Origin of the sequence: Pseudomonas sp. SLFW (genome assembly GCF_009905615.1) — a bacterium.
GTDB classification, from domain to species: Bacteria; Pseudomonadota; Gammaproteobacteria; order Pseudomonadales; family Pseudomonadaceae; genus Aquipseudomonas; species Aquipseudomonas bambusae.
This window is the reverse complement of record NZ_JAAAKW010000007.1, coordinates 291,915-317,538: the sequence shown is the minus strand read 5'-3', so window position 1 is coordinate 317,538 and position 25,624 is coordinate 291,915. Positions and strand designations below refer to the sequence as shown.

At 60.4% G+C, this 25,624-nt stretch carries 17 protein-coding genes; 13 read left to right on the top strand and 4 right to left on the bottom strand.

Translation table 11 applies throughout. The features are described from left to right. Positions 1-209: 209 nt before the first annotated feature. From GVN17_RS15475 to GVN17_RS15460, 3 genes are all read right to left on the bottom strand, one after another. Positions 210-902 (bottom strand): SPOR domain-containing protein, encoded by a 693-nt coding sequence (locus GVN17_RS15475; protein WP_166596137.1) that lies wholly within the window; start codon positions 900-902, stop codon positions 210-212. Position 903: 1 nt separating this feature from the next. Further along, on the bottom strand, positions 904-2,640 hold the full coding sequence (gene argS / locus GVN17_RS15470) for an arginine--tRNA ligase (protein WP_166596136.1): 1,737 nt from the start codon (positions 2,638-2,640) through the stop codon (positions 904-906). Between the two features lie 287 nt (positions 2,641-2,927). Beyond that, positions 2,928-5,147 carry a primosomal protein N' gene (locus tag GVN17_RS15460; protein ID WP_166596134.1) on the bottom strand — a complete coding sequence of 740 codons (2,220 nt, stop codon included), beginning with the start codon at positions 5,145-5,147 and terminating at the stop codon, positions 2,928-2,930. Positions 5,148-5,315: 168 nt separating this feature from the next. Here GVN17_RS15460 and rpmE point away from each other — a divergent pair, with 168 nt between their 5' ends. The 3 genes from rpmE to GVN17_RS15445 all read left to right on the top strand — a co-directional run bounded on the left by rpmE (position 5,316) and on the right by GVN17_RS15445 (position 7,813). Continuing rightward, positions 5,316-5,537, top strand: a complete 222-nt coding sequence (gene rpmE, locus GVN17_RS15455) for a 50S ribosomal protein L31 (protein ID WP_062379238.1) — start codon at positions 5,316-5,318, stop codon at positions 5,535-5,537. A gap of 11 nt (positions 5,538-5,548) precedes the next feature. Continuing rightward, on the top strand, positions 5,549-6,364 hold the full coding sequence (locus GVN17_RS15450; RefSeq protein WP_166596149.1) for a thermonuclease family protein: 816 nt from the start codon (positions 5,549-5,551) through the stop codon (positions 6,362-6,364). A 180-nt stretch (positions 6,365-6,544) separates the two neighbouring features. Then, positions 6,545-7,813, top strand: coding sequence for a malic enzyme-like NAD(P)-binding protein (locus tag GVN17_RS15445; protein WP_166596133.1), 1,269 nt, complete (start codon positions 6,545-6,547; stop codon positions 7,811-7,813). A 187-nt stretch (positions 7,814-8,000) separates the two neighbouring features. Here the strand turns inward: GVN17_RS15445 and GVN17_RS15440 are convergent, their stop codons facing one another. Further along, positions 8,001-10,475, bottom strand: a complete 2,475-nt coding sequence (locus GVN17_RS15440) for a penicillin-binding protein 1A (protein WP_371928555.1) — start codon at positions 10,473-10,475, stop codon at positions 8,001-8,003. A 209-nt stretch (positions 10,476-10,684) separates the two neighbouring features. Between GVN17_RS15440 and GVN17_RS15435 the strand changes: the two genes are divergently transcribed. The 10 genes from GVN17_RS15435 (at position 10,685) to GVN17_RS15390 (ending at position 25,389) form a co-directional block, all read left to right on the top strand. After that, positions 10,685-11,749, top strand: coding sequence for a pilus assembly protein PilM (locus tag GVN17_RS15435; protein ID WP_166596131.1), 1,065 nt, complete (start codon positions 10,685-10,687; stop codon positions 11,747-11,749). After that, positions 11,749-12,336 (top strand): PilN domain-containing protein, encoded by a 588-nt coding sequence (locus GVN17_RS15430; protein WP_166596130.1) that lies wholly within the window; start codon positions 11,749-11,751, stop codon positions 12,334-12,336. Before GVN17_RS15435 ends, GVN17_RS15430 begins: the two co-directional genes overlap by 1 nt. Continuing rightward, positions 12,333-12,980: a type 4a pilus biogenesis protein PilO gene (pilO, locus tag GVN17_RS15425; RefSeq protein ID WP_166596129.1), complete on the top strand. Its 648-nt coding sequence runs from the start codon at positions 12,333-12,335 to the stop codon at positions 12,978-12,980. The genes GVN17_RS15430 and pilO overlap by 4 nt, the downstream gene beginning before the upstream one ends. Then, on the top strand, positions 12,977-13,504 hold the full coding sequence (gene pilP / locus GVN17_RS15420) for a type 4a pilus biogenesis lipoprotein PilP (protein WP_166596128.1): 528 nt from the start codon (positions 12,977-12,979) through the stop codon (positions 13,502-13,504). Before pilO ends, pilP begins: the two co-directional genes overlap by 4 nt. Positions 13,505-13,557: 53 nt before the next feature. Beyond that, on the top strand, positions 13,558-15,648 hold the full coding sequence (gene pilQ / locus GVN17_RS15415) for a type IV pilus secretin PilQ (RefSeq protein WP_166596127.1): 2,091 nt from the start codon (positions 13,558-13,560) through the stop codon (positions 15,646-15,648). A gap of 4 nt (positions 15,649-15,652) precedes the next feature. Beyond that, a complete protein-coding gene (gene aroK, locus GVN17_RS15410; RefSeq protein ID WP_110950932.1) occupies positions 15,653-16,171 on the top strand; it encodes a shikimate kinase AroK in 519 nt (172 codons plus the stop codon). Positions 16,172-16,301: 130 nt separating this feature from the next. Beyond that, positions 16,302-17,405, top strand: coding sequence for a 3-dehydroquinate synthase (gene aroB, locus GVN17_RS15405; RefSeq protein ID WP_166596126.1), 1,104 nt, complete (start codon positions 16,302-16,304; stop codon positions 17,403-17,405). A gap of 10 nt (positions 17,406-17,415) precedes the next feature. Beyond that, the gene (locus GVN17_RS15400) at positions 17,416-19,050 is read left to right on the top strand and encodes an AAA family ATPase (protein WP_166596125.1); all 1,635 of its coding nucleotides are present in this window, start codon (positions 17,416-17,418) and stop codon (positions 19,048-19,050) included. 357 nt (positions 19,051-19,407) lie between these two features. Continuing rightward, entirely contained in the window at positions 19,408-23,853 is a 4,446-nt protein-coding gene (gene gltB / locus GVN17_RS15395) for a glutamate synthase large subunit (RefSeq protein WP_166596124.1), read from the top strand. 117 nt (positions 23,854-23,970) lie between these two features. After that, positions 23,971-25,389, top strand: a complete 1,419-nt coding sequence (locus tag GVN17_RS15390) for an FAD-dependent oxidoreductase (RefSeq protein ID WP_166596123.1) — start codon at positions 23,971-23,973, stop codon at positions 25,387-25,389. Positions 25,390-25,624: the final 235 nt, after the last annotated feature.

The following is a 25,624-nucleotide window of genomic DNA, read 5'->3' as shown; positions in this document are numbered from 1 at the left end:
GGTGGGGGCGGGTATTTCAACTGCGGGGGATGAATGGCAGGGGCTGTCGCGAATCAACTGTAGGAGCTGGCTTGTCCTGCGACCGGCGACGAAGTCGTCGTAAAACCTGTGAGCGCGGTGTACCTGAAACAACCGCGCCGCCTGATTTTACGACTGCTTCGCAGCCGGTCGCGGGACAAGCCACGCTCCTACAAGGGATTGTGTGAACGTTAGCGGGCCTGGCGTTGTTGCAACAGAAGGTTACTGAATCCACCACTCGCCAGTTGCTTCTGCGCGGTCGTCAGTTGTTCGCGGTTGCTGAACGGGCCGACCAATACGCGATACCACGTCTCGTCCTTCACCGTCCCGGATTCAACCGTCGCGGCTTGCCCCAACAGAATGATCTGTGCGCGAACCTTGTCAGCGTCCGTCTGTTTGCGGAACGAACCCGCCTGCAGGAAGAACGTCGTCACCGGCGCGGGTTTCGCGACCGGGGGCGCTGGCGGCGGTGTCAGGCCGCTAAGCGCTGCCTGGGCACGTGCGGTGTCGATCTTCGCGGCGACCTCAGGAGTAACCGGTGTGGTCGGCGCGGCCACGGACGGCGGCGTTTTCTCCGGCACGGCTTCGTTCGGCACGATGACTTCCGACTCCGGCAGCAGCGTGTAGAAATCGTATTTCGGCTTCACCGGCGCGGTAGGGCTCGGCGGCGTCTTGTTCGCTTCAGCGATCTTCGCAGCCTTGGCTTCGGCCTTGTTCCGCTTGATGTCATCGCCGCTGCCAGGCTCCAGCTTCATCAGAAAGACGATGAATGCACCGACGGACAGGCCGACCGCCAGCCACACCCATCCCGGAATCGGCTTCTTTGCGGGGGCCTCGTACCGGCTGGCACCGCGCTTGGGAGCAGGTTTCTTTTTGACTGCCAAGTTACATACGCTCCAGAGTTTCCAGACCCAGCAGTTGCAGGCCTTGCTTGAGGGTGCGACCGGTCAGGTGCGCGAGGCGCAGACGGCTTTGCTGTTGCTCGGGGTTTTCCGCGTTCAGGATCGGGCAGTTCTCGTAGAAGCTGGAGAACAGACCGGCCAGATCGTACAGATAGGCGCACAACACGTGCGGCGTGCCTTTTTCGGCGACGTTGTTCACGGTTTCACCAAACTGAGCCAGACGCGCGGCCAGGTCCTGCTCTTGCGGCGCTTCGAGGATGATCTGGCCTTTGCTCGCATCGAACGCCTCGCCCAGCTTGCGGAACACGCCCACCACACGGGTGTAGGCGTACAGCAGGTACGGCGCAGTGTTGCCTTCGAAGCTGAGCATCTGATCGAAATTGAAGCTGTAATCGCTGGCGCGGTGCTTGGACAGGTCAGCGTATTTCACCGCGCTGATGCCCACGGCCTTGGCGATGGTGCGCAATTCGTCTTCGGCAACTTCCGGGTTTTTCTCTCTCACCAGCACGTAGGCGCGCTCTTCGGCTTCATCCAGCAGGTCAACCAGCTTCACGGTGCCGCCATCGCGGGTCTTGAACGGGCGGCCATCGGCGCCGTTCATGGTGCCGAAGCCCATGTGTTCCATCTGCATGCCGTTGGTGACGAAACCGGCGCGGCGCGCCACTTCGAACACCTGCTGGAAGTGCAGGGCCTGACGCTGATCGACGAAATACAGCGCGCGATCAGCTTTCAACACGTTGCTGCGGTAGCGCACGGCAGCGAGGTCGGTGGTCGCATAGAGATAGCCGCCACCGGCCTTTTGCACGATCACCGGCAGTGGCGTGCCTTCGGCAGTCTTGAATTCTTCGAGGAACACGCATTGTGCGCCGTTGCTCTCAACCAGCAGACCGGCTTTTTTCAGGTCGGCGACGACGTTGGCGAGGTCGTCGTTATAGGCGCTTTCGCCCATGACGTCTTTCGGCGTCAGTTTGACGTTCAGGCGCTCGTACACTTCCTGGCAGTGGGACAGGGAGATGTCTTTGAAACGGGTCCACAGCGTCAGGCACTCAGGGTCGCCTGCTTGCAGCTTCACCACCAGGCCACGTGCGCGCTCGGCAAACTCTTCGGACTCGTCGAAACGGCCCTTGGCGGCGCGGTAGAAGTTTTCCAGGTCCGACAGCTCGTCGCTGGTCGCCGGGGTTTCCTGCAGATAGGCCAGCAGCATGCCGAACTGAGTGCCCCAGTCGCCGACGTGGTTCTGACGAATGACGGTGTCGCCGAGGAATTCCAGCACGCTGGCCACGCCGTCGCCGATGATGGTTGAGCGCAGGTGGCCGACGTGCATCTCTTTAGCGAGGTTCGGCGCGGACAGGTCGACCACCACGCGTTGGGCGGGACCGTTCTTGCGCACCGACAGGGTGGCGTCGGCCAGTGCTTCGTCGAGGCGCGACGCGAGGGCTTGGGTGTTCTGGAAGAAATTGAGGAAGCCAGGACCGGCGATGTCGACTTTGGTGATCTGCTCGTCGGCGGGCAGCGCGGCGACGATCTTCTCGGCCAGGTCACGAGGTTTCAGGCCCGCAGGCTTGGCCAACATCATGGCGATATTGCTGGCGAAGTCGCCGTTTTTCTTGTCCTTGGCGTTTTCCACCTGAATCGCCGGCGTCAGCCCTTCCGGCAAGACGCCTTCGGTGACGAGTTGGCTCAGAGCTTGTTGGATCAGCTGGCGAATGGTGTCTTTCATGAGGCTCTCTTTCGACCGCAAGCGCGGCAGCGCTTCGATGCGCGGGTGGAAAAACTGGGCATTATCCGTTGCCGGAGCCACCTTGCCAACCGGGTTGGATGTGCGGTTGTGAATCTTCACGGTAGCGCCGCAGTCCTCTGTAGGAGCGTGGCTTGTCCCGCGAACTGCCGGGAACCGGCAGCAAACCCTCAAACTCAGGTGTGTCAGATGGGGTAAAGGTGCAAGGTTTAACGACTGCTGCGCAGCCGATCGCGGGACAAGCCGCGCTCCTACAGGTCATCTCCCGTTCAGTACAAATCCACCGGGTCCACATCCAGCGACCACCTGACCGCCCGCCCGCTCGGCATGCTCTCCAGTGCCAGCAGCCATGTTGCCAGCAATTTATGCAGCGGCGCGCGAGCGTTGGCTTGCAGCAGCAGTTGCGCCCTGTATCGCCCCGCGCGGCGTTCCATCGGAGCCGGAACCGGGCCTAACAGTTCAATCCCGCCCAGCGACATTTCCTTCAACAGCTGTTCCGCTTCCGTACAGGCTTCGTCTAAAAATCCCTCAGCTTGTCCCGGTTTATGGGCTTCAGCGCGTAACAGCGCCAAGTGCGAGAACGGCGGCAGGCCAGCAGCGCGACGCTCGCTCAGCGCCTGCTCGGCAAAGGCGAAGTACCCCTGCTCGGTGAGCTGGATCAGCAGCGGGTGGTCGGCCAGGTGCGTCTGGATGATCACCTTGCCCGGCTCTTCGGCGCGCCCCGCGCGGCCCGCGACCTGCACGATCAACTGGGCCATGCGTTCGCTGGCGCGGAAGTCGCCGGAAAACAGCCCGCCGTCAGCGTCCAGAATCGACACCAGCGTCACGCGGGGGAAGTGGTGCCCTTTGGCGAGCATCTGCGTGCCGACCAGAATGCAGGGATGCCCTTTCTGGATCGTTGCGAACAGCTGATTCATCGCGTCCTTGCGCGAGGTGCTGTCGCGATCCACTCGCAGCACCGGATAGTCCGGAAACAGAATCGCCAGCCGCTCTTCGGCCCGTTCCGTCCCCGCACCGACGGGGCGAAGGTCGACCTTGCCGCAGGCCGGACAGTTGCGCGGCACGCGCTCAACGTGGCCGCAATGGTGGCAGCGCAGTTCGCCGGAACGCTGGTGAACGGTCATGCGCGCATCGCAGCGGGTGCATTCCGACAACCAGCCGCAGTCGTGACACAGCAACGTCGGCGCGAATCCTCGGCGATTGAGGAACACCAGCACCTGTTGTCCGGCGGCCAGCGTCTGTCCGATGGCTTGCTGCATCGGGCCGGAAATGCCGCTGTCCAGCGGGCGGCTTTTCACGTCCAGGCGCAGGAAGCGTGGCTGTTGGGCGCCGCCTGCGCGTTGGTTCAGGCGTAGGAGGGCGTACCGGCCGGTGTAGGCATTGTGCAGGCTTTCCAGCGAAGGCGTGGCCGAGCCGAGCACGATCGGGATATCTTCCTGGCGGGCGCGGACCAGTGCCAGGTCCCGCGCGTGATAACGCAGGCCTTCTTGCTGCTTATAAGAACCGTCGTGTTCTTCGTCGATGATGATCAGGCCAGGGTTCTTCATGGGCGTGAACAGCGCCGAACGCGTACCGATGATGATGTCCGCTTCGCCGTCGCGGGCGGCGAGCCAAGCGTCCAGGCGGTCCCGGTCGTTGACCGCCGAATGCAACAACGCGATCCGCGCATTGAAACGCTGCTCGAAACGAGCAAGGGTCTGCGGGCCGAGATTGATTTCCGGAATCAGCACCAGCGCCTGTTTGCCTGCCTCCAGCGTCTCGCGGATCAGTTGCAGGTAAACCTCGGTCTTGCCGCTGCCGGTCACGCCTGCGAGCAAAGACGTATGGAAGCTGCCGAAGCCCGAGCGAATGGCTTCATACGCGGCGCGTTGTTCAATGTTCAGCGGCAGTTCCGGTTGCGCCAGCCAATGCTCATGCCGCGCCACCGGGGCATGGCCGCGCACTTCCACCGTCACCAACTCCTTGGCCAGCAACAGATTGAGGCTGTCACGGTTGAGCATCAGCTTGCTCAGCAGTTGATGGGCGACGCCGTGGGGGTGCTGGGCCAGGGTTTGCAACGCTTCTTTCTGTTTCGGTGCTCGGGCGATGCGCGGGTCATCGATGCTGGCGCCGGTCGCGATCTGCCAGAAACGCTCTTGCCGGGCCTCTGCGGGCTCGCCTTGACGCAGCAAGACCGGCAACGCCCAGCTCAACGTGTCACCGAGGCTGTGCTGATAATACTGTGCCGTCCACAGACACAGCTTGAACAGGGCGGGTGGCAGCGGCGCTTCGTGGTCGAGCAGCGCAATCGCGGGCTTTAGTTTGTCCTCGGGCACATCGCTGTGATCGGTGATCTCAACCAGGATGCCGATCATCTCCCGACGCCCGAACGGCACCCGCAACCGCATGCCCGGTTGCAGCGCACTGCGCGCAATCCCGGCGGGGGCGCGGTAGTCGAACAGGCGGCGCAAGGGGGAGGGCAGGGCGAGGCGCAAAATGGCGTCGGGCACGCGGGGGATGTCCTGTTACGGAGTATGACCAAGGGCGCGATCTTAGCAGACGACCGGCGATAACGTTCTCTTGCGTGATCGGCATTGTCTGTTAATATGCGCGGCCTAATTCCGTGCGGTATTCAACAATAGTGTTGGGTGGCGGCACGCTAGCCTGAGGAAATACCGATGAAAGCTGATATCCATCCAGTTTACGAAGACGTCGTTGCAACCTGCAGCTGCGGCAACGTCATCCACACCCGTTCCAACCTGGCCAAGCCTCTGAGCCTGGACGTTTGCAACGAGTGCCACCCGTTCTACACCGGTAAGCAAAAGACTCTGGACGTTGGCGGTCGCGTCGACAAGTTCAAGTCGCGTTTCGGTGCGTTCGGCGCAACCAAAGCGAAGTAAGAGTGGATTTTCTGGATCGCTCCCCGAGCTTATCCAGGCTGCTCAAGAAGGCGTCCCTTGCGGGCGCCTTTTTTGTGCCTGCGATTTGGCTCTCTACCGCCCAGGCCTTGTGCCCGTCGCCTTCCAATTTGCCCACCGCGCAGGTTCAGCGCGTGGTGGATGGCGACACCCTTCGTTTGAGTGATGGACGCAGCGTGCGGATGGTTGGTCTCAATGCGCCGGAAACTGGCAAAAAAGGTCAGTCCGCCCAACCGTTTGCCGAAGCCGCCAAGCGCCGACTGCAAACGTTGGTAGATGAAAGCGACGGTCAAGTCAGTCTGAGGATCGGTGAGCAGGCCGCTGATCATTACGGACGTACCCTGGCCAACGTCTATGGCCGCAATGGCGCCAACCTGGAAGCGCAGTTGCTCGCGGAAGGGCTGGGCTATCTGGTGGCGGTGTCTCCGAACGTGGCGCTGGTCGAATGCCAGCAGGCCGCGGAAAAGACCGCGCGCCAAGCGGGCGTTGGGATATGGCGCAATTCCCCGGTGCAATCCCCCGAGCAAATCAGCAGCGGTGGATTCGCCCTCGTGTCGGGGCGCGTGACGAATGTTCAGCGCAATGGCGGGGGTATCTGGATCGAGTTCGGCGATGCGCTGGTATTGCGTATTGCTCCCAATCTTGTAGGGCAGTTCGACAGTGCTGGCCTGCAACGTCTGAAAGGTCAGCAGGTAGAAGCGCGGGGTTGGGTTGTTGACCGATCCCGTCGAGGCGGTCTTAAGTCCGGTCAGCCACGCTGGATGATGCCGATCACGCATCCTGTCATGTTGAATACAACTTCAACCTAAAATTGTGAACATTTTTTCCATGAATTGTTTTTCTCTGGAGGCCTTTAAAGACGTGGCTCTACGCTGAAAGTCGTAGATGCGGCCTCTTGACACACCTGACCCGGTAGTCTTGTTAGGACTTTCTGACTTGCGTATGCTCGTTCGTCCGTCTGTCCAACAGCAAAAAAGCGGAATGCCCCCATGTCAGATTTGAAAACTGCCGCGCTCGACTATCACGCCAACCCTCGCCCTGGGAAATTGAGCGTAGAACTCACCAAAGCCACTGCCACTGCGCGTGACCTCTCTCTGGCCTACAGCCCGGGTGTGGCTGAGCCAGTGCGTGAGATCGGTCGCGACCCTGAGCTGGCGTACAAGTACACCGGCAAGGGCAACCTGGTTGCGGTCATCTCTGATGGCACCGCGATCCTCGGTCTGGGCAATCTTGGCCCGCTGGCGTCCAAGCCGGTCATGGAAGGCAAAGGCGTTCTGTTCAAGCGTTTCGCTGGCATCGACGTGTTCGACATCGAAGTCGATTCGGAAAGCCCGCAAGCATTCATCGACACCGTCAAGCGCATCTCTATCACGTTCGGTGGTATCAACCTTGAAGACATCAAGGCACCCGAGTGCTTCGAGATCGAAAAAGCGCTGATCGAACAGTGCGACATTCCGGTGTTCCACGATGACCAGCACGGCACGGCCATCGTGACCGCAGCGGGCATGATCAATGCCCTGGAAATCGCTGGCAAAACGCTGGAAGACGCGAAGATCGTCTGCCTCGGCGCTGGCGCCGCCGCCATCTCGTGCATGAAGCTGCTGGTGAGCATGGGCGCGAAGATCGAAAACATCTTCATGATTGACCGTAACGGCGTGGTGCACTCCGAGCGTTCCGATCTGAACCAGTACAAGGCGCAATTCGCTCACTCGACCGACAAGCGCACCCTGGCTGACGCACTGAACGGTGCTGACGTGTTCGTCGGCCTGTCGGGTCCGAACCTGCTGAGCCCGGAAGGCTTGAAGTCCATGGCTGCCAATCCGATCGTGTTCGCGTGCTCGAACCCTGATCCGGAAATCTCGCCGGAACTGGCTCACGCCACGCGCAGCGATGTGATCATGGCGACAGGCCGTTCGGACTACCCGAACCAGGTCAACAACGTCCTAGGCTTCCCGTTCATCTTCCGTGGTGCTCTGGACGTTCGCGCCAAGCGCATCAACGAAGAGATGAAAATCGCCGCGGCCAATGCTCTGCGTGAGCTGGCCAAGCTGCCAGTGCCGCAGGAAGTCTGCGACGCCTACGGCGGTATCAAGCTGGAATTCGGCCGTGAATACATCATCCCGAAACCACTGGACGTGCGTCTGCTGACCGTTGTTTCCGATGCCGTTGCCAAGGCTGCTATCGAAAGCGGCGTCGCGACTCAGCCGTATCCGAAGCACTACCCACTGACCAACGTGGATCAAGTCTTCAACGGCTGATCACACAACGGCAAACAAAAAGCCCTGCAGCGACGTAGGGCTTTTTTGTGTCTTGGGTCGAGCGGACAACTGTAGGAGTGAGCTTGCTCGCGATAGCGACGTGTCTGCCGACGATGATGCTGACTGTTATGCCGCCATCGCGAGCAAGCTCACTCCTACAGGTCGACGTAATCCTTGAGCCGCCTCCTCAAAACAGGTCGATCGGCGCCGACTCGTCCGCTGGCAACGGGCTGCCCGGTGCGGGGCCGCCGTTCAATTCGTTCACGCTCGGTGGAGTGTCTTCGCTTTTGAACAGTTCGAAGAACGCGCCTGCCGTGCTGGGTGTGGCGGAGCGGCCGCTCACCGGGTCGATGCGCAGGCTGAGGATGCCATCGGGCTCTGCCTGAACGTGCGGCGGCTTTTCCTTGAGCGCTGCACTCATGTAGTTCATCCAGATCGGCAACGCGACGGTGCCGCCGAACTCGTGACGACCGAGGCTTTCGGGCTGGTCGAAGCCGGTCCACACCGTAGTCACGTAATCGCCGTTGTAACCGGAGAACCAGGCGTCTTTCGAGTCGTTGGTCGTACCGGTCTTGCCTGCGATGTCCGGACGGTTCATCGACAAGGCGCGACGCCCGGTGCCGCGTTTGATCACGTCCTGCAGCATGCTATTGAGGATGTAGGTCGTCCGGCCATCGACAATGCGCGGGGCCACTGCCGGGGTCGGTGGTGCGCCACTGGTGTCGAGTGCGTTGGGTACGGTGTTCGCGGTCAGTGCTGGCGTTTCAGGCGCCGCGTAGGTCGTGGCATTGCTGACCATGGCCTCGTTGACGGCTTTTGGGTTCGGGTCATTGGCCGGGACCGTCGGCGGGTTGGCGACGAACAGCGTCTTGCCTTCGCGGTCTTCGATCTTGTCGATCAGGTACGGGCTGACCTTGTAACCGCCGTTGGCGAACGTGCTCCAGCCGCTGACGATTTCCATCGGGGTCAAGGTTGCCGTGCCGAGGGCCAGCGACAGGTTCGGCGGCAGGTCCTGCTTGTTGAAGCCGAAGCGGGTGATGTAGTTGATCGCGGTGTTCACGCCCAGGCTTTGCAGCAGTCGGATCGACACAAGGTTGCGCGACTTGTACAACGCCTCACGCAAGCGAATCGGGCCGAGGAAGGTGCCGGTGTCGTTCTTCGGACGCCAGACCTTGTCCACCGCTTCGTCGACGAACACGATCGGCGCGTCATTGACCAGGCTGGCGGCGGTGTAGCCGTTGTCCAGCGCGGCGGAGTACAGGAACGGCTTGAAGCTCGAACCTGGCTGACGCTTGGCCTGCATCGCACGGTTGTAATTGCTCTGCTCAAACGCGAAGCCACCCACCAGAGCACGGATTGCGCCGTTGTGCGGGTCCAGCGACACCAGCGCGCTTTGCGCCTGCGGGATCTGGCTGAATTTGAGCGAATTGTCGGGTTGCCGTTGCACACGCACCAGATCGCCGACGTGGGCGACGTCCGAGGGCTGTTTCGGGTTCGCGCCGACGCTGTTGGTGTTCAGGAACGCCTTCGCCCATTTCATGCTGTCCCAGGCGACGGTTTCTTCTTTCTCGCCGTTGCGGGTCAGGACGTGAATGCCGGTCTTGTCGACCTGGCTGACGATGGCCGGTTCGAGGCCACTGATCGGGCGCTGCTTGGTCAGCTCCTGTACCCAGCCGTCGCGGGTCAGGCCGGGGAAACGGCTTTCCGGACCACGGTAGCCATGACGCTGGTCGTATTCGATCAGGCCATCCTGTACGGCTTTGTTGGCGTCTTCCTGAAGATTGCTCGGAACAGTAGTGGTGACGCGGAAGCCTTCTGTGTAGGCTTCGCTGCCGTAACGGCCGACCATCTCGGCGCGGGCCATTTCGGCGATGTACGGCGCGTTCACTTCAGGGCTCTGAACGTGATAGCTGGCGTTGATCGGCTCGGCCAGGGCGACCTGATAGGTGTTCTGATCGATTTTGCCGAGCTTGAACATGCGGCCCAGAATCCAGTCGCGACGCTCTTTGGCGCGCACCGGGTTGGCCAGTGGGTTGAATCGTGACGGTGCCTTGGGCAGGCCGGCGATCATTGCCATCTGGGCGACGCTCAGGTCACGAATGGATTTGCCGTAATAAACCTGTGCTGCGGCCTCGATACCATAAGCCCTGTTGCCCAGGTAGATCTTGTTGACGTAGAGCTCCAGAATCTCGTCTTTTGTAAGTTGGCGCTCGATTTGCAAGGCCAAGAGAATCTCGGTGGTTTTGCGCGAAAAACTGCGCTCGCTGGTCAGGAAGTAGTTCTTCGCGACCTGCATGGTGATGGTCGAGCCGCCGGACTGAATGTGACCGCTCTTGACCAGTTGGCTGGCGGCGCGCATCAGGCTGCTGGGGTCAACGCCGTAGTGGTTGGCGAAGTTGTCGTCTTCGGCGGACAGCAAGGCGTGGATGAAATTGGGTGGAATGTCGGCGAAACGGATCGGGGAACGGCGCATTTCGCCAAACTCTGCAATCAGCTTGCCGTCGCTGCTGAAGACGCGCAGCGGGATTTGCAGCTGAATGTTGCGCAGTGCGTCGACCGAAGGAAGATTCGGAGACAGGTAAAGGAAGGCACCGCTCAAGCCGAGCAGCAGCCCGCAGACGACAGCGACGATGGACCACCAGAAAAACTTCAGCAGGCGTATCAAGGCTTTTGGATTTCCAGAAAAAAGAATGGGTTAAGCGCAGGCATTCACAAATGAACACGCCTTGAAGCTTTGCTACACGAAAAAAACGCTGGGCATTATAAGCATTTTTCGTCGCCGAGCGTTATTTGCGCTACTGTCAAGGCTGCCGACAGTGGTGTTGGACAAAAAAATATCCGTAAGTGACGGAAACGCATAGGGAATCGGTTGTGTTCGAACTCTTCAGTAAGAAGGCCAATACCCTTCTAGGGATCGATATTAGCTCCACCTCGGTGAAACTCCTTGAACTGAGTCGTTCCGGCACCCGCTACAAGGTCGAGTCTTACGCGGTCGAGCCACTGCCCGCCAATGCGGTGGTGGAAAAAAACATTGCCGAACTGGAAGGGGTCGGCAATGCGTTGACGCGGGTGTTGGTAAAAGCCAAGACAAACGTCAAAATCGCGGCGGTTGCAGTGGCGGGTTCGGCGGTCATTACCAAGACCATCGAGATGGATGCCGGTCTTTCCGACGACGAGATGGAAAACCAGCTCAAGATCGAAGCCGACCAATACATTCCCTATCCGCTTGAAGAAGTCGCTATCGACTTCGAAGTGCAAGGCTATTCGGCACGCAATCCCGAGCGTGTCGACGTGCTGCTCGCTGCCTGCCGCAAGGAAAACGTCGAAGTCCGCGAAGCTGCGTTGGCGCTGGCCAACCTGACCGCGCGCGTGGTCGATGTTGAAGCCTACGCGCTGGAGCGCTCCTTCGGCCTGTTGTCCGCTCAGTTGGGTCAGGATCACGAACAACTGACCGTCGCGGTCATCGACATCGGCGCCACCATGACCACCCTCAGCGTGCTGCACAACGGCCGCATCATTTATACCCGCGAGCAACTGTTTGGCGGGCGTCAGCTCACTGAAGAAATTCAGCGCCGTTACGGCCTGTCCCTCGGCGAAGCCGGGCTTGCGAAGAAGCAGGGCGGCTTGCCGGACGACTACACGCTGGAAGTGCTGCAGCCGTTCAAGGACGCCGTGGTTCAGCAGGTTTCCCGCTCGTTGCAGTTCTTCTTCGCCGCCGGCCAGTACAACCGTGTCGACTACATCATGCTGGCAGGCGGGACGGCATCCATTGCCGGACTGGATCGTCTGATCCAGGAACGCCTGGGCACCCCGACCATGGTCGCCAACCCTTTTGCCGACATGGCGCTCAGCGCCAAGGTGAACGCGGGCGCGCTGGCGAGTGACGCCCCGGCCTTGATGATCGCGTGCGGTCTGGCGCTGAGGAGCTTCGATTAATGGCACGGATCAACTTACTTCCCTGGCGGGAACAGCTGCGCGAAGAGCGCAAGAAACGCTTTCTGCTTTCCTTGGCCGGCGTATTGGTAGCCGGTGTCGGCGCCATTTTCCTGGCTGATCAATATTTGAGCAGTGCGATCAGTCATCAAAACGCGCGCAACCAGTTCATCAAGACCGAAATCGTCCAGCTCGATGCAAAAATCAAAGAGATCAGCGAGCTGAAGGCCCGTCGCAAGCAGCTGCTGGAGCGGATGAAGATCATTCAGGACTTGCAAGGCAACCGGCCGATCATTGGCCGCGTCTTCGATCAACTGGCGCGTACGTTGCCGGACGGGGTGTATTTCAACGAAGTGAAAATGACGGACAAGCTGATCAGTATTTCCGGCGCGGCTGAATCCAACAACCGCGTCTCGGACCTGTTGCGTAACCTTGAAGCGTCCGACTGGCTGGAGTCGCCGAGCCTGACCGAAGTGAAGGCGAACAGCGCGGCGGGATCGGCTGATCAGTCCAATGCCTTCCAATTGACGGTGCGTCAGACGCAACCTCCTGCTGAGCCCACCACTCCGGCGAAGGGGGTCAAGCCATGAACATGAATGAATGGCTGGACAGCCTGCGCAAGATCGACATCAACGATCTGGACATCAATAACCTCGGTTCCTGGCCCGCAGCGGTCAAGACCATCGCGGGCGCCCTGTTGCTCGTGCTGGTGCTGGCCGGTGGCTACTTTTTCTACATTCAGGACATGCAGACCCAGCTGGACCAGGCACGCAATGACGAGACCGCGTTGAGAGAGCAGTTCTCCAACAAGGCTTATCAAGCGGCCAACCTGCCGGCTTACAAGTCGCAGATGGTCGACATGGAGAACACTTTCGGCGCGCTGCTGCGGCAACTGCCCAGCGACACCGAGGTCCCGGGCCTGCTGGAAGACATCACCCGCACCGGCCTGGGCAGCGGTCTGGAGTTCGAAGAGATCAAGCTTCTGCCTGAAGCGGCCCAGCAGTTCTACATCGAGCTGCCGATACAGATCACAGTCACTGGCGCTTATCACGATCTCGCCACCTTCGTCAGCGGCGTGGCCAGCCTGCCGCGGATCGTGACGCTGCATGATTTCGAAATCAAACCGGTGGACCCCAAGTCTCCTGGAAAACTGCGCATGAGCATTCTCGCCAAGACCTATCGCTATAACGACAAGGGGCTTCAGAACATCGACAACAAGGGGCCCGCGAAATGAGGGCCGTGCATTGGTTGTGCCTCGGCGCCGCGCTGATGGGGTTGGCAGGTTGCGACAGTTCCAGTGATTTCGACGACTTGAAGCAGTTCATGGCCGAGGTCCGCGCCCGGCCGGTGGGCAATATCGAGCCGATGCCGAAGTTTCGGCCTTATGAAGCGTTCACCTACGCGGCTGCCAGTTTGCGCAGCCCGTTCCAGCCGCCGATCAAGGTCGATCTGATCGCCCGGCAGAAAGGCACGCATCTGGTCCAGCCAGACCCGACGCGGGTCAAGCAGTTCCTGGAAGGCTTCAACATCGACGGCTTTGAAATGGTCGGCACGTTGAGCAACGAAACCGGTACGTTCGCGTTGCTGCGTGGCGCGGGCGGGGTTCATCGGGTCAAGGTGGGCGATTATCTGGGCCGCAACGATGGCCGGATCGTCTCGATCACCGACTCCGAAGTGCAGGTGATCGAAATCGTGCCTGATGGAGAGGGGGCGTGGCTTGAGCGGCCGCGCAGCATATCCCTGAAAGAACGCTCATGAAGACGGCAAGCAAGCGAAACACCTTCGGATCTGCACAGTGGTGGAATGTGAACATGACTAGGATTCTTTCGATTATCGGCGTGTCGCTATGGATGGCGATGCTTTCACCGATTCTCCAGGCGGCCAACCTCAAGACGCTCGATGTCGCCGCATTGCCGGGGGATCGGGTCGAGTTGAAACTGTCCTTCGACGGCCCTGTGGCCGCCCCGCGCGGCTACACCACCGAGCAACCGGCGCGCATTGCGCTGGATTTGCCCGGCGTGACCAGCCAACTGGCGATCAAGAGCCGGGACCTGGGGTCGGGTAACGCCCACAGTGTCGTGGTGGTCGAAGCCAAGGATCGCACCCGTGTGATCATCAACCTGACCACGCTCGCGCCCTACAGCTCCCGCGTGGATGGCAACAACCTGTTCGTCGTCGTAGGTCAGGGTGCCGCCGCTGCGCAAGGTTCACAGCCAAGTACCGCCCAAGGCGCGCCGCGCGTGAGTGTGCCCCCTGCGACCGCCAGCGCCGCGCAAGCCAAACCGGCCCCTCGCTCCTTTGCGCCGGGCCCACGCTCGATCAAGAATGTCGATTTCCAGCGCGGCGAGCTGGGTGAAGGCAACGTTGTGATCGAGCTGAGCGATGCAGGCATTGCGCCGGACATTCAGGAGCAGGGCGGCAAAATTCGTGTGGATTTTGCCAAGACTCAGCTGCCTGATCCGTTGCGCGTACGCCTCGACGTGAAGGATTTCGCCACACCGGTCCAGTTCGTCAACTCCAGCGTGAGCGGCGACAAGGCGAGCATCTCCATCGAGCCGTCCGGTGCGTTCGATTACTCGGCCTATCAAACCGAAAACAAACTGACTATCAGCGTGCGTCCGTTGACCAACGAAGACGTCGCTCGCCGCAATGCCGACAAACTGGTCTACACCGGCGAGAAACTGTCGCTGAACTTCCAGGACATTGACGTGCGCTCGGTGCTGCAATTGATCGCCGACTTCACCAATCTCAATCTGGTGGCCAGTGACACCGTTCAAGGTGGCATCACCCTGCGTCTGCAAAACGTGCCGTGGGACCAGGCGCTTGACCTGGTGCTCAAGACCAAAGGCCTGGACAAGCGCAAGATCGGCAACGTGTTGCTGGTCGCGCCTGCTGACGAGATTGCCGCTCGTGAACGTCAGGAGCTGGAATCGCTGAAGCAGATTGCCGAGCTGGCACCGCTGCGTCGTGAACTGCTGCAAGTGAACTATGCCAAGGCTGCGGACATCGCCAAGCTGTTCCAGTCGGTGACCAGCGCTGAGTCGAAGACCGACGAGCGCGGTTCGATCACCGTCGATGAGCGGACCAACAACATCATCGCCTATCAAACGCAGGACCGGCTCGATGAGCTGCGCCGTATCGTCTCGCAGTTGGACATTCCCGTGCGTCAGGTGATGATCGAGGCGCGCATCGTCGAAGCCAACGTCGACTACGACAAGGCGCTGGGCGTGCGTTGGGGTGGTTCAACCACCGGTGGCAAATACACCACAGGCGGCAATGGCACGGTGACGGGCGCTGGTAACACCAATGGCCCATACGTGGACATGGGAGTGGCCAACCCAACGTCTTCGATTGGTCTGGGCTTCCTGACCAACAACACGATTCTCGACCTTGAACTGACCGCCATGGAAAAAACCGGTAACGGTGAGGTGGTGTCGCAACCCAAGGTCGTCACTTCGGACAAGGAAACCGCGAAAATTCTGAAGGGTACGGAAGTGCCGTATCAGGAAGCGAGTTCCAGCGGTGCGACGTCGGTGTCGTTCAAAGAGGCGTCGTTGTCCCTGGAGGTGACCCCGCAGATCACCCCGGACAACCGCATCATCATGGAAGTGAAGGTGACCAAGGACGAACCTGACTACGTGAACACCGTGTTGGGCGTACCGCCGATCAAGAAAAACGAAGTCAACGCCAAGGTGCTGGTGGCCGACGGCGAAACCATCGTGATTGGTGGCGTGTTCTCCAATACACAGAATAAAGTCGTCGATAAGGTGCCATTTTTGGGCGATGTGCCGTATGTTGGCCGCCTTTTCCGGCGGGATGTTGTCTCGGAGAAAAAATCCGAGCTGTTGGTGTTCCTCACTCCGCGTATCATGAACAACCAGGCGATTGCTGTGAGTCGTTGATTCTGTGCGAAATTTAATACTTGTGGGACCGATGGGGGCTGGCAAAAGCACCATCGGTCGTCTGCTGGCCAAAGAGCTTCGACTGCCGTTCAAGGATTCCGACAAGGAAATCGAACTGCGAACGGGCGCCAATATCCCGTGGATCTTCGACAAGGAAGGTGAAGCGGGCTTTCGAGATCGCGAACAAGCCATGATTGCCGAGCTGTGCGCCTTTGATGGCGTGGTGCTTGCGACCGGTGGCGGCGCGGTCATGCGTGAAGAAAACCGTCGAGCCCTGCACGCGGGTGGGCGGGTGGTGTATCTGCACGCTTCCGTGGAACAGCAAGTCGGCCGTACGTCCCGTGATCGCAATCGGCCGCTTCTGCGCACCGCAGACCCGGCACGGGTGTTGCGCGAGCTATTGGCCATCCGCGATCCGTTCTATCGGGAAATTGCCGACGTCATTATTGAAACCGATGAGCGGCCTCCACGCATGGTGGTGCTTGACATCCTTGCCCTGTTGGCCGAGCTTCCTCCCCGTTAAAGCGCAGGCGGAAATGCGCTATCCTCGGCGACCATAAAAAGCAGGGTCGCCAAAAGGCCTTGCGCCATGGTCCGTATCGATGCGCTGGCGTCGAACAGGCATCCAATTGTTATAAAGAGTGTGGGGATACATGCAGACACTTAAGGTCGAGCTTGGCGAGCGGAGCTACCCGATTCACATTGGCGAAGGCTTGTTGGATCAACCTGAACTGCTCACGCCGTACATCGCAGGCAAACAGGTCGCGATCGTTTCCAACAGCACCGTCGCGCCGCTCTACATTGAGCGCCTGACCAAGACGCTGGCCGGTTACAACGTGCTGCCTATCGTGTTGCCCGATGGCGAAGCCTTCAAGAACTGGGAAACCCTGCAGCTCATCTTCGACGCCCTCCTGACCGCACGTCATGACCGCCGCACCACCGTGATTGCACTCGGTGGCGGTGTGATTGGTGACATGGCCGGTTTTGCTGCCGCGTGCTATCAGCGGGGCGTGGACTTCATCCAGGTGCCGACTACGCTGCTGTCGCAGGTCGATTCGTCCGTGGGTGGCAAGACCGGCATCAACCATCCGCTGGGCAAAAACATGGTTGGCGCGTTCTATCAGCCGAACGCCGTGCTGATCGACACCCTCTCGCTGAACACCCTGCCTGAACGCGAGCTGTCTGCCGGGCTTGCCGAGGTCATCAAATACGGTCTGATATGTGACGAGCCGTTCCTGACATGGCTCGAAGAGAATATGGACAAGCTGCGTGGTCTGGATCAGGCCACGTTGACCACCGCCATCGAGCGTTCCTGTGCGGCCAAGGCTGCTGTGGTCGGTGCCGATGAGCGAGAGTCGGGCGTGCGCGCCACGTTGAATCTGGGCCACACCTTCGGCCATGCCATCGAAACCCAAATGGGTTACGGCGTCTGGTTGCACGGTGAGGCGGTGGCAGCCGGTACGGTCATGGCGCTGGAGATGTCCTCGCGCCTGGGCTGGATCAGCGAACAGGAGCGGGATCGTGGTATCCGTCTGTTTCAGCGCGCCGGTTTGCCCGTGGTGCCCCCTGAAGACATGACGCCTGAGCATTTCCTTGAGCACATGGCGGTGGACAAGAAGGTGATCGATGGTCGTTTGCGCCTGGTGCTGTTGCGCCGGATGGGCGAAGCAGTGGTGACCGACGAATATCCAAGAGAAGTACTACAGGCCACACTGGTCGCGGACTACCGCGCCTTGGTGGATCAGCTTAGAGGTTAATGAGAAATCCATGACTAGCTTGCACGCCGATGAGGCCTTTCTCGGTCACTACCAATTGAGTCATGACCCCTTTGCCACTCGGGTCCCGGGCTTCAAGTTCTTCCCGGCCCAGCGCAAGCCCGTGCTGGGTCAACTGCACCACCTGGCCCGCTACAGCCAGTTGCTGCTGTTGGTCACCGGCCCACATGGCAGCGGCAAGACGCTGCTGCGTCAGGCGCTGGTCGCCAGCACTAACAAACAGTCCGTGCAGAGCGTTGTGGTGTCCGCCCGTGGCGCCGGTGATGCGTCGGGCGTACTGCGTCAGGTGGCTCAGGCGCTGAACGTTGCTCAGCCGGAAATGCAGTCCATCCTGTCGCAGGTCGTGCAGCTGGGCCTGACCGGTCAGGAAGTCTACGTGTTGGTAGACGATGCCGAACAACTGGGCGAATCCGCACTCGAAGCGTTGTTGGGATTGGCGGCAGGCACCCCTGAGGGGCGTCCGCACGTCTTCCTGTTCGGCGAGGCTTCGATCATTGATCGTCTGGATCAGCTGTGCGCCGAGAGCGGTTCGGACGAAGAGCGTTTTCACGTCATCGAGCTGGCACCGTACACCGAAGAAGAAACCCGTGAGTATCTGGCTCAACGCCTCGAAGGCGCCGGTCAAGGCATTGAAGTGTTCAGTGCCGAGCAGATCACCGATATTCACGAACAGTCCAATGGATGGCCGGGCGCGATCAACCAGGTCGCGCGCGATTCGATGATCGAAGCCATGATCGCCAGCCGCTCTGCGGTCAAGCGTCCAAGTATGGGGTTCAAGATGCCTAAGAAACACGTGTTGGCTTTGGGTGGGGTTGTGGTCGCGGCAGTGCTCGCGGCGTGGTTGATTCCAGGGCGCAACACCGCGCCAACGGCTCCGGCCAACTCCCAGGCACAACTGCCGCTGGGCCAAGGCAAGGCGCCTGCTCAGCAATCGAACAACGGTGGCCCGGCCATCGAGTTCGCCGGTAATTCGCAACCAATGCCGCTACCGTTGGTCGGTAACTCGCAGCCGGTGATGCGCGGTCCTTTGGCCGAAGCCGCGGGGTCAGGCGAAGGTGATGGCGAAGACGGTGGCCCTGCCGCCAATCAATCGCTGCAGCCGCCGACTGTGACCACGACCGCTCCGCCGGCCGGTGCTGCTGCGGGCCCAGCGCCACAGATGGCGCAAACCCAGGTTCCGACGCCTCGTCCTGCGCCGGCACCTGCCGCCAAGCCGACACCGGCTCCTGCGCCCGCTGCCAAGCCCGCTCCAGCGCCTGCGCAGGTCGCGACGGCCAAGCCAGCGCCCAAGCCAGCCGAGAAGCCAGCAGCGCCTGCCGCTGTCGCGCCAGCTTCTACAGGTGGCACGTGGTACGCCGGTCAGGCACCGACGCATTTCGTCGTGCAAATCCTCGGCACCAGCTCCGAAGCCACGGCCCAGAGCTACGTGAAAGAGCAGGGCGCCGAGTACCGTTATTTCAAGAAAACCCTGCAAGGCAAGCCGTTGTACGTGGTCACCTACGGCAGTTTTGCCGACCGCAATGCAGCACTCGCCGCTATCAAGAACTTGCCAGCGAAGGTTCAGGCTGGTAAACCTTGGCCTCGCACTGTCGGCAGTATCCAACAGGAACTCGCCGCAGCCCGCTGAAGACGCAGCGACCTTATCCGGGTCGCTCGCTTGGCTCCCCAATTTCAACGCATGAGCGTGCTGACAATGAGCAGCGCGCCTTGCGGTGTCTGCGTCTCAGACACGCATTGAACTTTGGGCTCTCTTTGGTCAGACTCGCAACAAAGCTCTGGCTATCATGAGAATCGATAAAAACCTTTCACGAATGCGACATGAATTTGCGACATTTCGTCGCTAAATTTGTGAGGCTTTGTGTCGGTGTGTACAATGACCTCCCTTTTGCTCCCGCAAAGCCGGCATACGTTCGGCGTGGACGGTAAATGGCTGAATTGAAAAGAAATTTGTCTCGATAAGAGGCAGCCTGGTGAGAATGTGTCTATGAAAGCAGGTCTGTACCAACCAGAAGAATTCAAGGATAACTGCGGCTTCGGCTTGATTGCCCATATGCAGGGCGAGCCCAGTCATCATCTGTTGCAGACGGCGATTGAAGCCCTGACCTGCATGACCCACCGTGGTGGGATCAACGCCGACGGCAAGACCGGTGACGGTTGCGGTCTGTTGATTCAAAAACCCGACACGTTCCTGCGTGCCGTGGCTCACGAGCACTTCGGTGTCGAGCTGCCGCGCCAGTATTGCGTGGGCATGGTGTTCCTCAACCAGAACGACGCCAAGGCCGAAGCCGCTCGCGAGAACATGAACCGCGAAATCCTTGCGGCCGGTCTGACCCTCGTGGGTTGGCGTCAGGTGCCGATCGACACAAGCGTCCTCGGGCGTCTGGCGCTGGAGCGTTTGCCGAAAATCGAGCAGGTGTTCATCGGCGGTGAAGGCCTGAGCGATCAGGAATTCGCGATCAAGCTGTTCACTGCGCGTCGCCGTTCGTCGGTGTCCAACGCCGCCGACACTGACCACTACATCTGCAGCTTCTCGCACAAGACCATCATCTATAAAGGCTTGATGATGCCGCGTGACCTCACGGCATTCTATCCAGACCTCAACGACGAACGCCTGCAAACTGCGATCTGCGTGTTCCACCAGCGCTTCTCGACCAACACCCTGCCGAAGTGGCCGCTGGCTCAGCCATTCCGCTTCCTCGCCCACAATGGCGAGATCAACACCATCACCGGTAACCGCAACTGGGCTCAGGCCCGTCGCACCAAGTTCACCAATGATCTGATGGACCTCGACGAGTTGGGCCCGTTGGTCAACCGCGTCGGCTCCGACTCCTCGAGCATGGACAACATGCTGGAGCTGATGGTCACCGGCGGGATCGACCTGTTCCGTGGCGTGCGCATGCTCGTGCCGCCAGCGTGGCAGAACGTCGAGACCATGGACCCGGATCTGCGTGCCTTCTATGAATTCAACTCCATGCACATGGAGCCGTGGGACGGCCCGGCCGGTATCGTGATGACCGAAGGTCGCCACGCCGTCTGCCTGCTCGACCGTAACGGTCTGCGTCCAGCGCGTTGGGTCACCACCAAGAACGGTTACATCACCCTAGCGTCGGAAATCGGCGTGTGGAACTACACCCCCGAAGACGTCATCGCCAAAGGCCGTGTCGGTCCGGGCCAGATCTTCGCCGTGGACACCGAAACCGGCCAGATCCTCGACACTGACGCCATCGACAGCCGTCTGAAGTCGCGCCATCCGTACAAGCAATGGCTGCGCAAGAACGCGCTGCGCATTCAGGCGACGCTGGAAGACCACGACCACGGTTCGGCGTTCTACAACCCGGATCAGCTCAAGCAGTACATGAAGATGTTCCAGGTCACGTTCGAAGAGCGTGATCAGGTGCTGCGTCCGCTGGGCGAGCAGGGCCAGGAAGCCGTGGGTTCCATGGGCGACGACACGCCAATGGCCGTGCTGTCCCGCCGTGTGCGCACGCCGTACGACTATTTCCGTCAGCAGTTCGCGCAGGTCACCAACCCGCCGATCGACCCGCTGCGTGAAGCCATCGTCATGTCGCTGGAAGTCTGCCTCGGTGCTGAGCGCAACATTTTCCAGGAGTCGCCTGAGCATGCGTCCCGCGTGATCCTCAGCTCGCCGGTCATTTCCCCGGCCAAGTGGCGTTCGCTGATGACGCTGGATCGCCCTGGCTTCGACCGCGCCATCATCGACCTGAACTACGACGAAGCCACCGGCCTTGAAGCCGCTGTGCGCAACGTCGCTGATCAGGCGGAAGAAGCTGTGCGCGCCGGTCGCACCCAGATCGTTCTGAGCGACCGCCATATTGCCCCCGGCAAACTGCCGATTCACGCCTCGCTGGCCACCGGTGCGGTACACCACCGCTTGACCGAAAAAGGCCTGCGCTGCGACAGCAACATCCTGGTTGAAACCGCGACAGCCCGCGATCCGCACCACTTTGCCGTGCTGATCGGGTTCGGTGCGTCGGCGGTCTATCCGTTCCTGGCCTATGAAGTGCTGGGCGACCTGATCCGCACCGGCGAAGTGCTGGGCGATCTGTACGAAGTCTTCAAGAATTACCGCAAAGGCATCACCAAGGGCCTGCTCAAGATATTGTCGAAGATGGGCATCTCGACCATCGCGTCGTATCGTGGCGCGCAACTGTTCGAAGCCATCGGCCTGTCCGAGGAAGTCTGCGACCTGAGTTTCCGTGGCGTCCCAAGCCGCATCAAAGGCGCGCGTTTTGTTGATATCGAAGACGAGCAGAAAGCACTGGCCGGTGAAGCCTGGAGTCCGCGCAAGCCGATCCAGCAAGGCGGTCTGCTGAAGTTCGTCTACGGCGGCGAATACCACGCCTACAACCCTGATGTGGTGGCGACGTTGCAAGCCGCCGTGCAGCAGGGCGACTACAGCAAATTCAAGGAATACACCGCGCTGGTCGACAACCGTCCGGTGTCGATGATCCGCGACCTGTTCAAGGTCAAGGAACTCGACACACCGCTGTCGATTGACGACATCGAGCCGCTGGAAGCGATCCTCAAGCGATTCGACTCGGCGGGCATCTCGCTGGGCGCACTGTCGCCTGAGGCTCACGAAGCGCTGGCCGAGGCGATGAACCGTCTGGGCGCACGCTCCAACTCCGGCGAAGGCGGCGAAGACCCGGCGCGCTACGGCACCATCCGCAGCTCCAAGATCAAGCAAATCGCAACGGGTCGTTTCGGCGTGACCCCTGAGTATCTGGTCAACGCAGACGTGTTGCAGATCAAAGTCGCTCAAGGCGCCAAGCCGGGCGAGGGCGGTCAACTGCCGGGTGGCAAGGTCAACGGTCTTATTGCCAAGCTGCGTTATGCAGTCCCAGGCGTGACCCTGATCTCGCCGCCGCCGCACCATGACATCTACTCGATTGAAGACTTGTCGCAGCTGATTTTCGACCTCAAGCAGGTCAACCCGTCGGCGCTGGTCTCGGTCAAGCTGGTGGCAGAAGCGGGCGTTGGCACCATCGCCGCCGGTGTGGCCAAGGCCTATGCCGACCTGATCACCATTTCCGGTTACGACGGCGGTACCGGTGCATCGCCGCTGTCGTCGATCAAATACGCGGGCGCGCCGTGGGAAATCGGCCTGGCCGAAACCCACCAGACCCTGCGCGGCAACGACCTGCGCGGCAAGGTCCGGGTGCAGACCGACGGTGGTCTGAAAACCGGTCTGGACGTGATCAAGGCCGCAATCCTCGGCGCTGAGAGCTTCGGCTTCGGTACGGCGCCGATGATCGCGCTGGGCTGCAAATACCTGCGTATCTGCCACCTGAACAACTGCGCCACCGGCGTCGCGACTCAGAACGACAAGCTGCGCAAGGATCACTACATCGGCACCGTCGACATGGTGATCAACTTCTTCACCTACGTGGCGGAAGAAACCCGCGAGTGGCTGGCCAAGTTGGGCGTGCGTTCGCTGGAAGAGCTGATCGGCCGTACCGACCTGCTGGACATCCTGCCGGGCGAAACCGCCAAGCAGCAGCATTTGGACCTGACGCCTCTGCTGGGCAGCGATCACATCCCCGCAGACAAGCCTCAGTTCAGCCTCGTGGACCGCAACCCGCCGTTCGACAAGGGCCTGCTGGCCGAGAAAATGGTGGAGCTGGCCAAATCCGCCATCGAGTCCAAAGCCGGCGGCGAGTACGAACTCGACATCTGCAACTGCGACCGCTCCATCGGTGCTCGCATCTCCGGTGAAATCGCCAAGCTGCACGGCAACCAGGGCATGAAAGACGCCCCGGTGACCTTCCGCTTCAAGGGCACTGCCGGTCAGAGCTTCGGCGTGTGGAACGCCGGTGGCCTGAACATGTACCTGGAAGGCGACGCCAACGACTACGTCGGCAAAGGCATGACCGCTGGCAAGCTGGTGATCGTGCCGCCGAAAGGCAGCCCGTTCAAAACCCAGGACAGCGCCATCATCGGCAACACCTGCCTATACGGCGCCACCGGTGGCAAGCTGTTTGCAGCGGGTACGGCAGGCGAGCGTTTCGCGGTGCGTAACTCGGGTGCCCACACCGTTGTGGAAGGCACGGGCGATCACTGCTGCGAGTACATGACCGGCGGTTTCGTCTGCGTTCTGGGCAAAACGGGTTACAACTTCGGCTCTGGCATGACCGGCGGTTTCGCCTACGTGCTCGACCAGGACAACACCTTCGTTGACCGGGTCAACCATGAACTGGTCGAGATCCAGCGCATCAGCGGCGAAGCGATGGAAGCCTATCGCAGCCACTTGGAGCGCGTGCTCGCCGAATACGTGACCGAGACGGATAGCGAATGGGGCCGTAATCTCTGGGAAAATCTGGATGACTACCTGCGCCGCTTCTGGCTGGTGAAGCCTAAGGCCGCCAACCTCAAGTCTTTGCTGTCGAGTACACGCGCTAACCCGCAATAAAGCAGCTGCAAGCGGCGAGCTAAAAGCCGCAAGCTAAATGCAGTGCGCGAGTGCCTGCGAAATATGATTCTTGCAGCTTGAAGCATAGAGCTTGAAGCTGCCGCGAAGAGGCTCAAAATGGCTGAACGTCTGAGTAATGACTTCCAGTTCATCGATGTCGGGCGCAAAGATCCGAAGAAGAAACTGTTGCGTCAACGCAAGAAAGAGTTCGTGGAAATCTACGAACCCTTCAAACCCCAGCAATCGGCCGATCAGGCCCACCGCTGCCTGGGTTGCGGCAACCCGTACTGCGAATGGAAATGCCCTGTGCATAACTTCATTCCCAACTGGCTGAAGCTGGTGTCCGAGGGCAACATTCTCGCGGCCGCCGAGCTGTCGCACCAGACCAACACGCTGCCGGAAGTCTGCGGCCGTGTGTGCCCGCAGGATCGTCTGTGTGAAGGGGCGTGCACCCTGAACGACGGTTTCGGTGCGGTCACCATTGGTTCGGTGGAGAAGTACATCACCGACACCGCATTCGCCATGGGCTGGCGTCCGGACATGTCCCGCGTAGTGCCGACCGGCAAGCGCGTGGCAATCATTGGAGCAGGCCCGGCGGGTCTGGGCTGCGCCGACGTGCTGGTGCGCGGTGGTGTGACGCCGGTGGTGTTCGATAAAAACCCGGAAATCGGCGGTCTGCTGACCTTCGGTATCCCTGAGTTCAAGCTCGAAAAAAGCGTGCTGAGCCACCGACGTGAAGTCTTCACCGGCATGGGTATCGAGTTCCGCCTCAATACCGAAATCGGCAAGGACATCACCGTCGAACAACTGCTGCAGGAATACGATGCCGTGTTTATGGGCATGGGCACCTACACCTACATGAAAGGCGGCTTCCCGGGCGAAGACTTGCCGGGCGTGCACGACGCGCTCGACTTCCTGATCGCCAACGTCAACCGCAACCTGGGCTTTGAAAAATCGCCAGAAGACTTCGTCGACATGAAAGGCAAGAAGGTTGTGGTACTGGGCGGTGGTGACACCGCGATGGACTGCAACCGCACCTCGATCCGTCAGGGTGCCAAGGCTGTAACGTGCGCTTACCGTCGTGACGAAGAAAACATGCCGGGCTCGCGTAAGGAAGTGAAGAACGCCAAGGAAGAAGGCGTGAAATTCCTCTATAACCGCCAGCCAATCGCCATCGTGGGTGAGGACAAGGTCGAAGGCGTCAAAGTCGTCGAAACCCGTCTGGGCGAGCCTGATGCGCGCGGCCGTCGCAGCCCTGAGCCGATTCCGGGCTCCGAAGAAATCATCCCGGCCGACGCCGTGGTTATCGCTTTCGGCTTCCGCCCAAGCCCAGCGCCGTGGTTCGAGCAGCACAGCATCGAGACCGACAGCCAGGGCCGCGTCCTCGCGCCGGAACAAGGCAAGTTCAAGCACCAGACCAGCAACCCGAAAATCTTCGCGGGTGGCGACATGGTGCGCGGTTCCGACCTCGTCGTGACCGCGATCTTTGAAGGCCGTAATGCGGCTGAAGGGATTCTGGATTACCTGGGCGTCTGATTTCCGGATCGGAATGCGGTTCAAACTGTGGGAGCGAATTCATTCGCGAGACGCCGGTACATCCGACATATTTCTGTCGGCTGTACTCCCGCTTCGCGAATAAATTCGCTCCCACAGGGGTTGTATGCACCGCTGGCAAGCGGGTTTGCACATGGAATCCGGTGCGACATTTGCGCGACAAATTGACCCCATAGACAAAAGGCACGGTACTTACCGTGCCTTTTGCGTTGGTGTC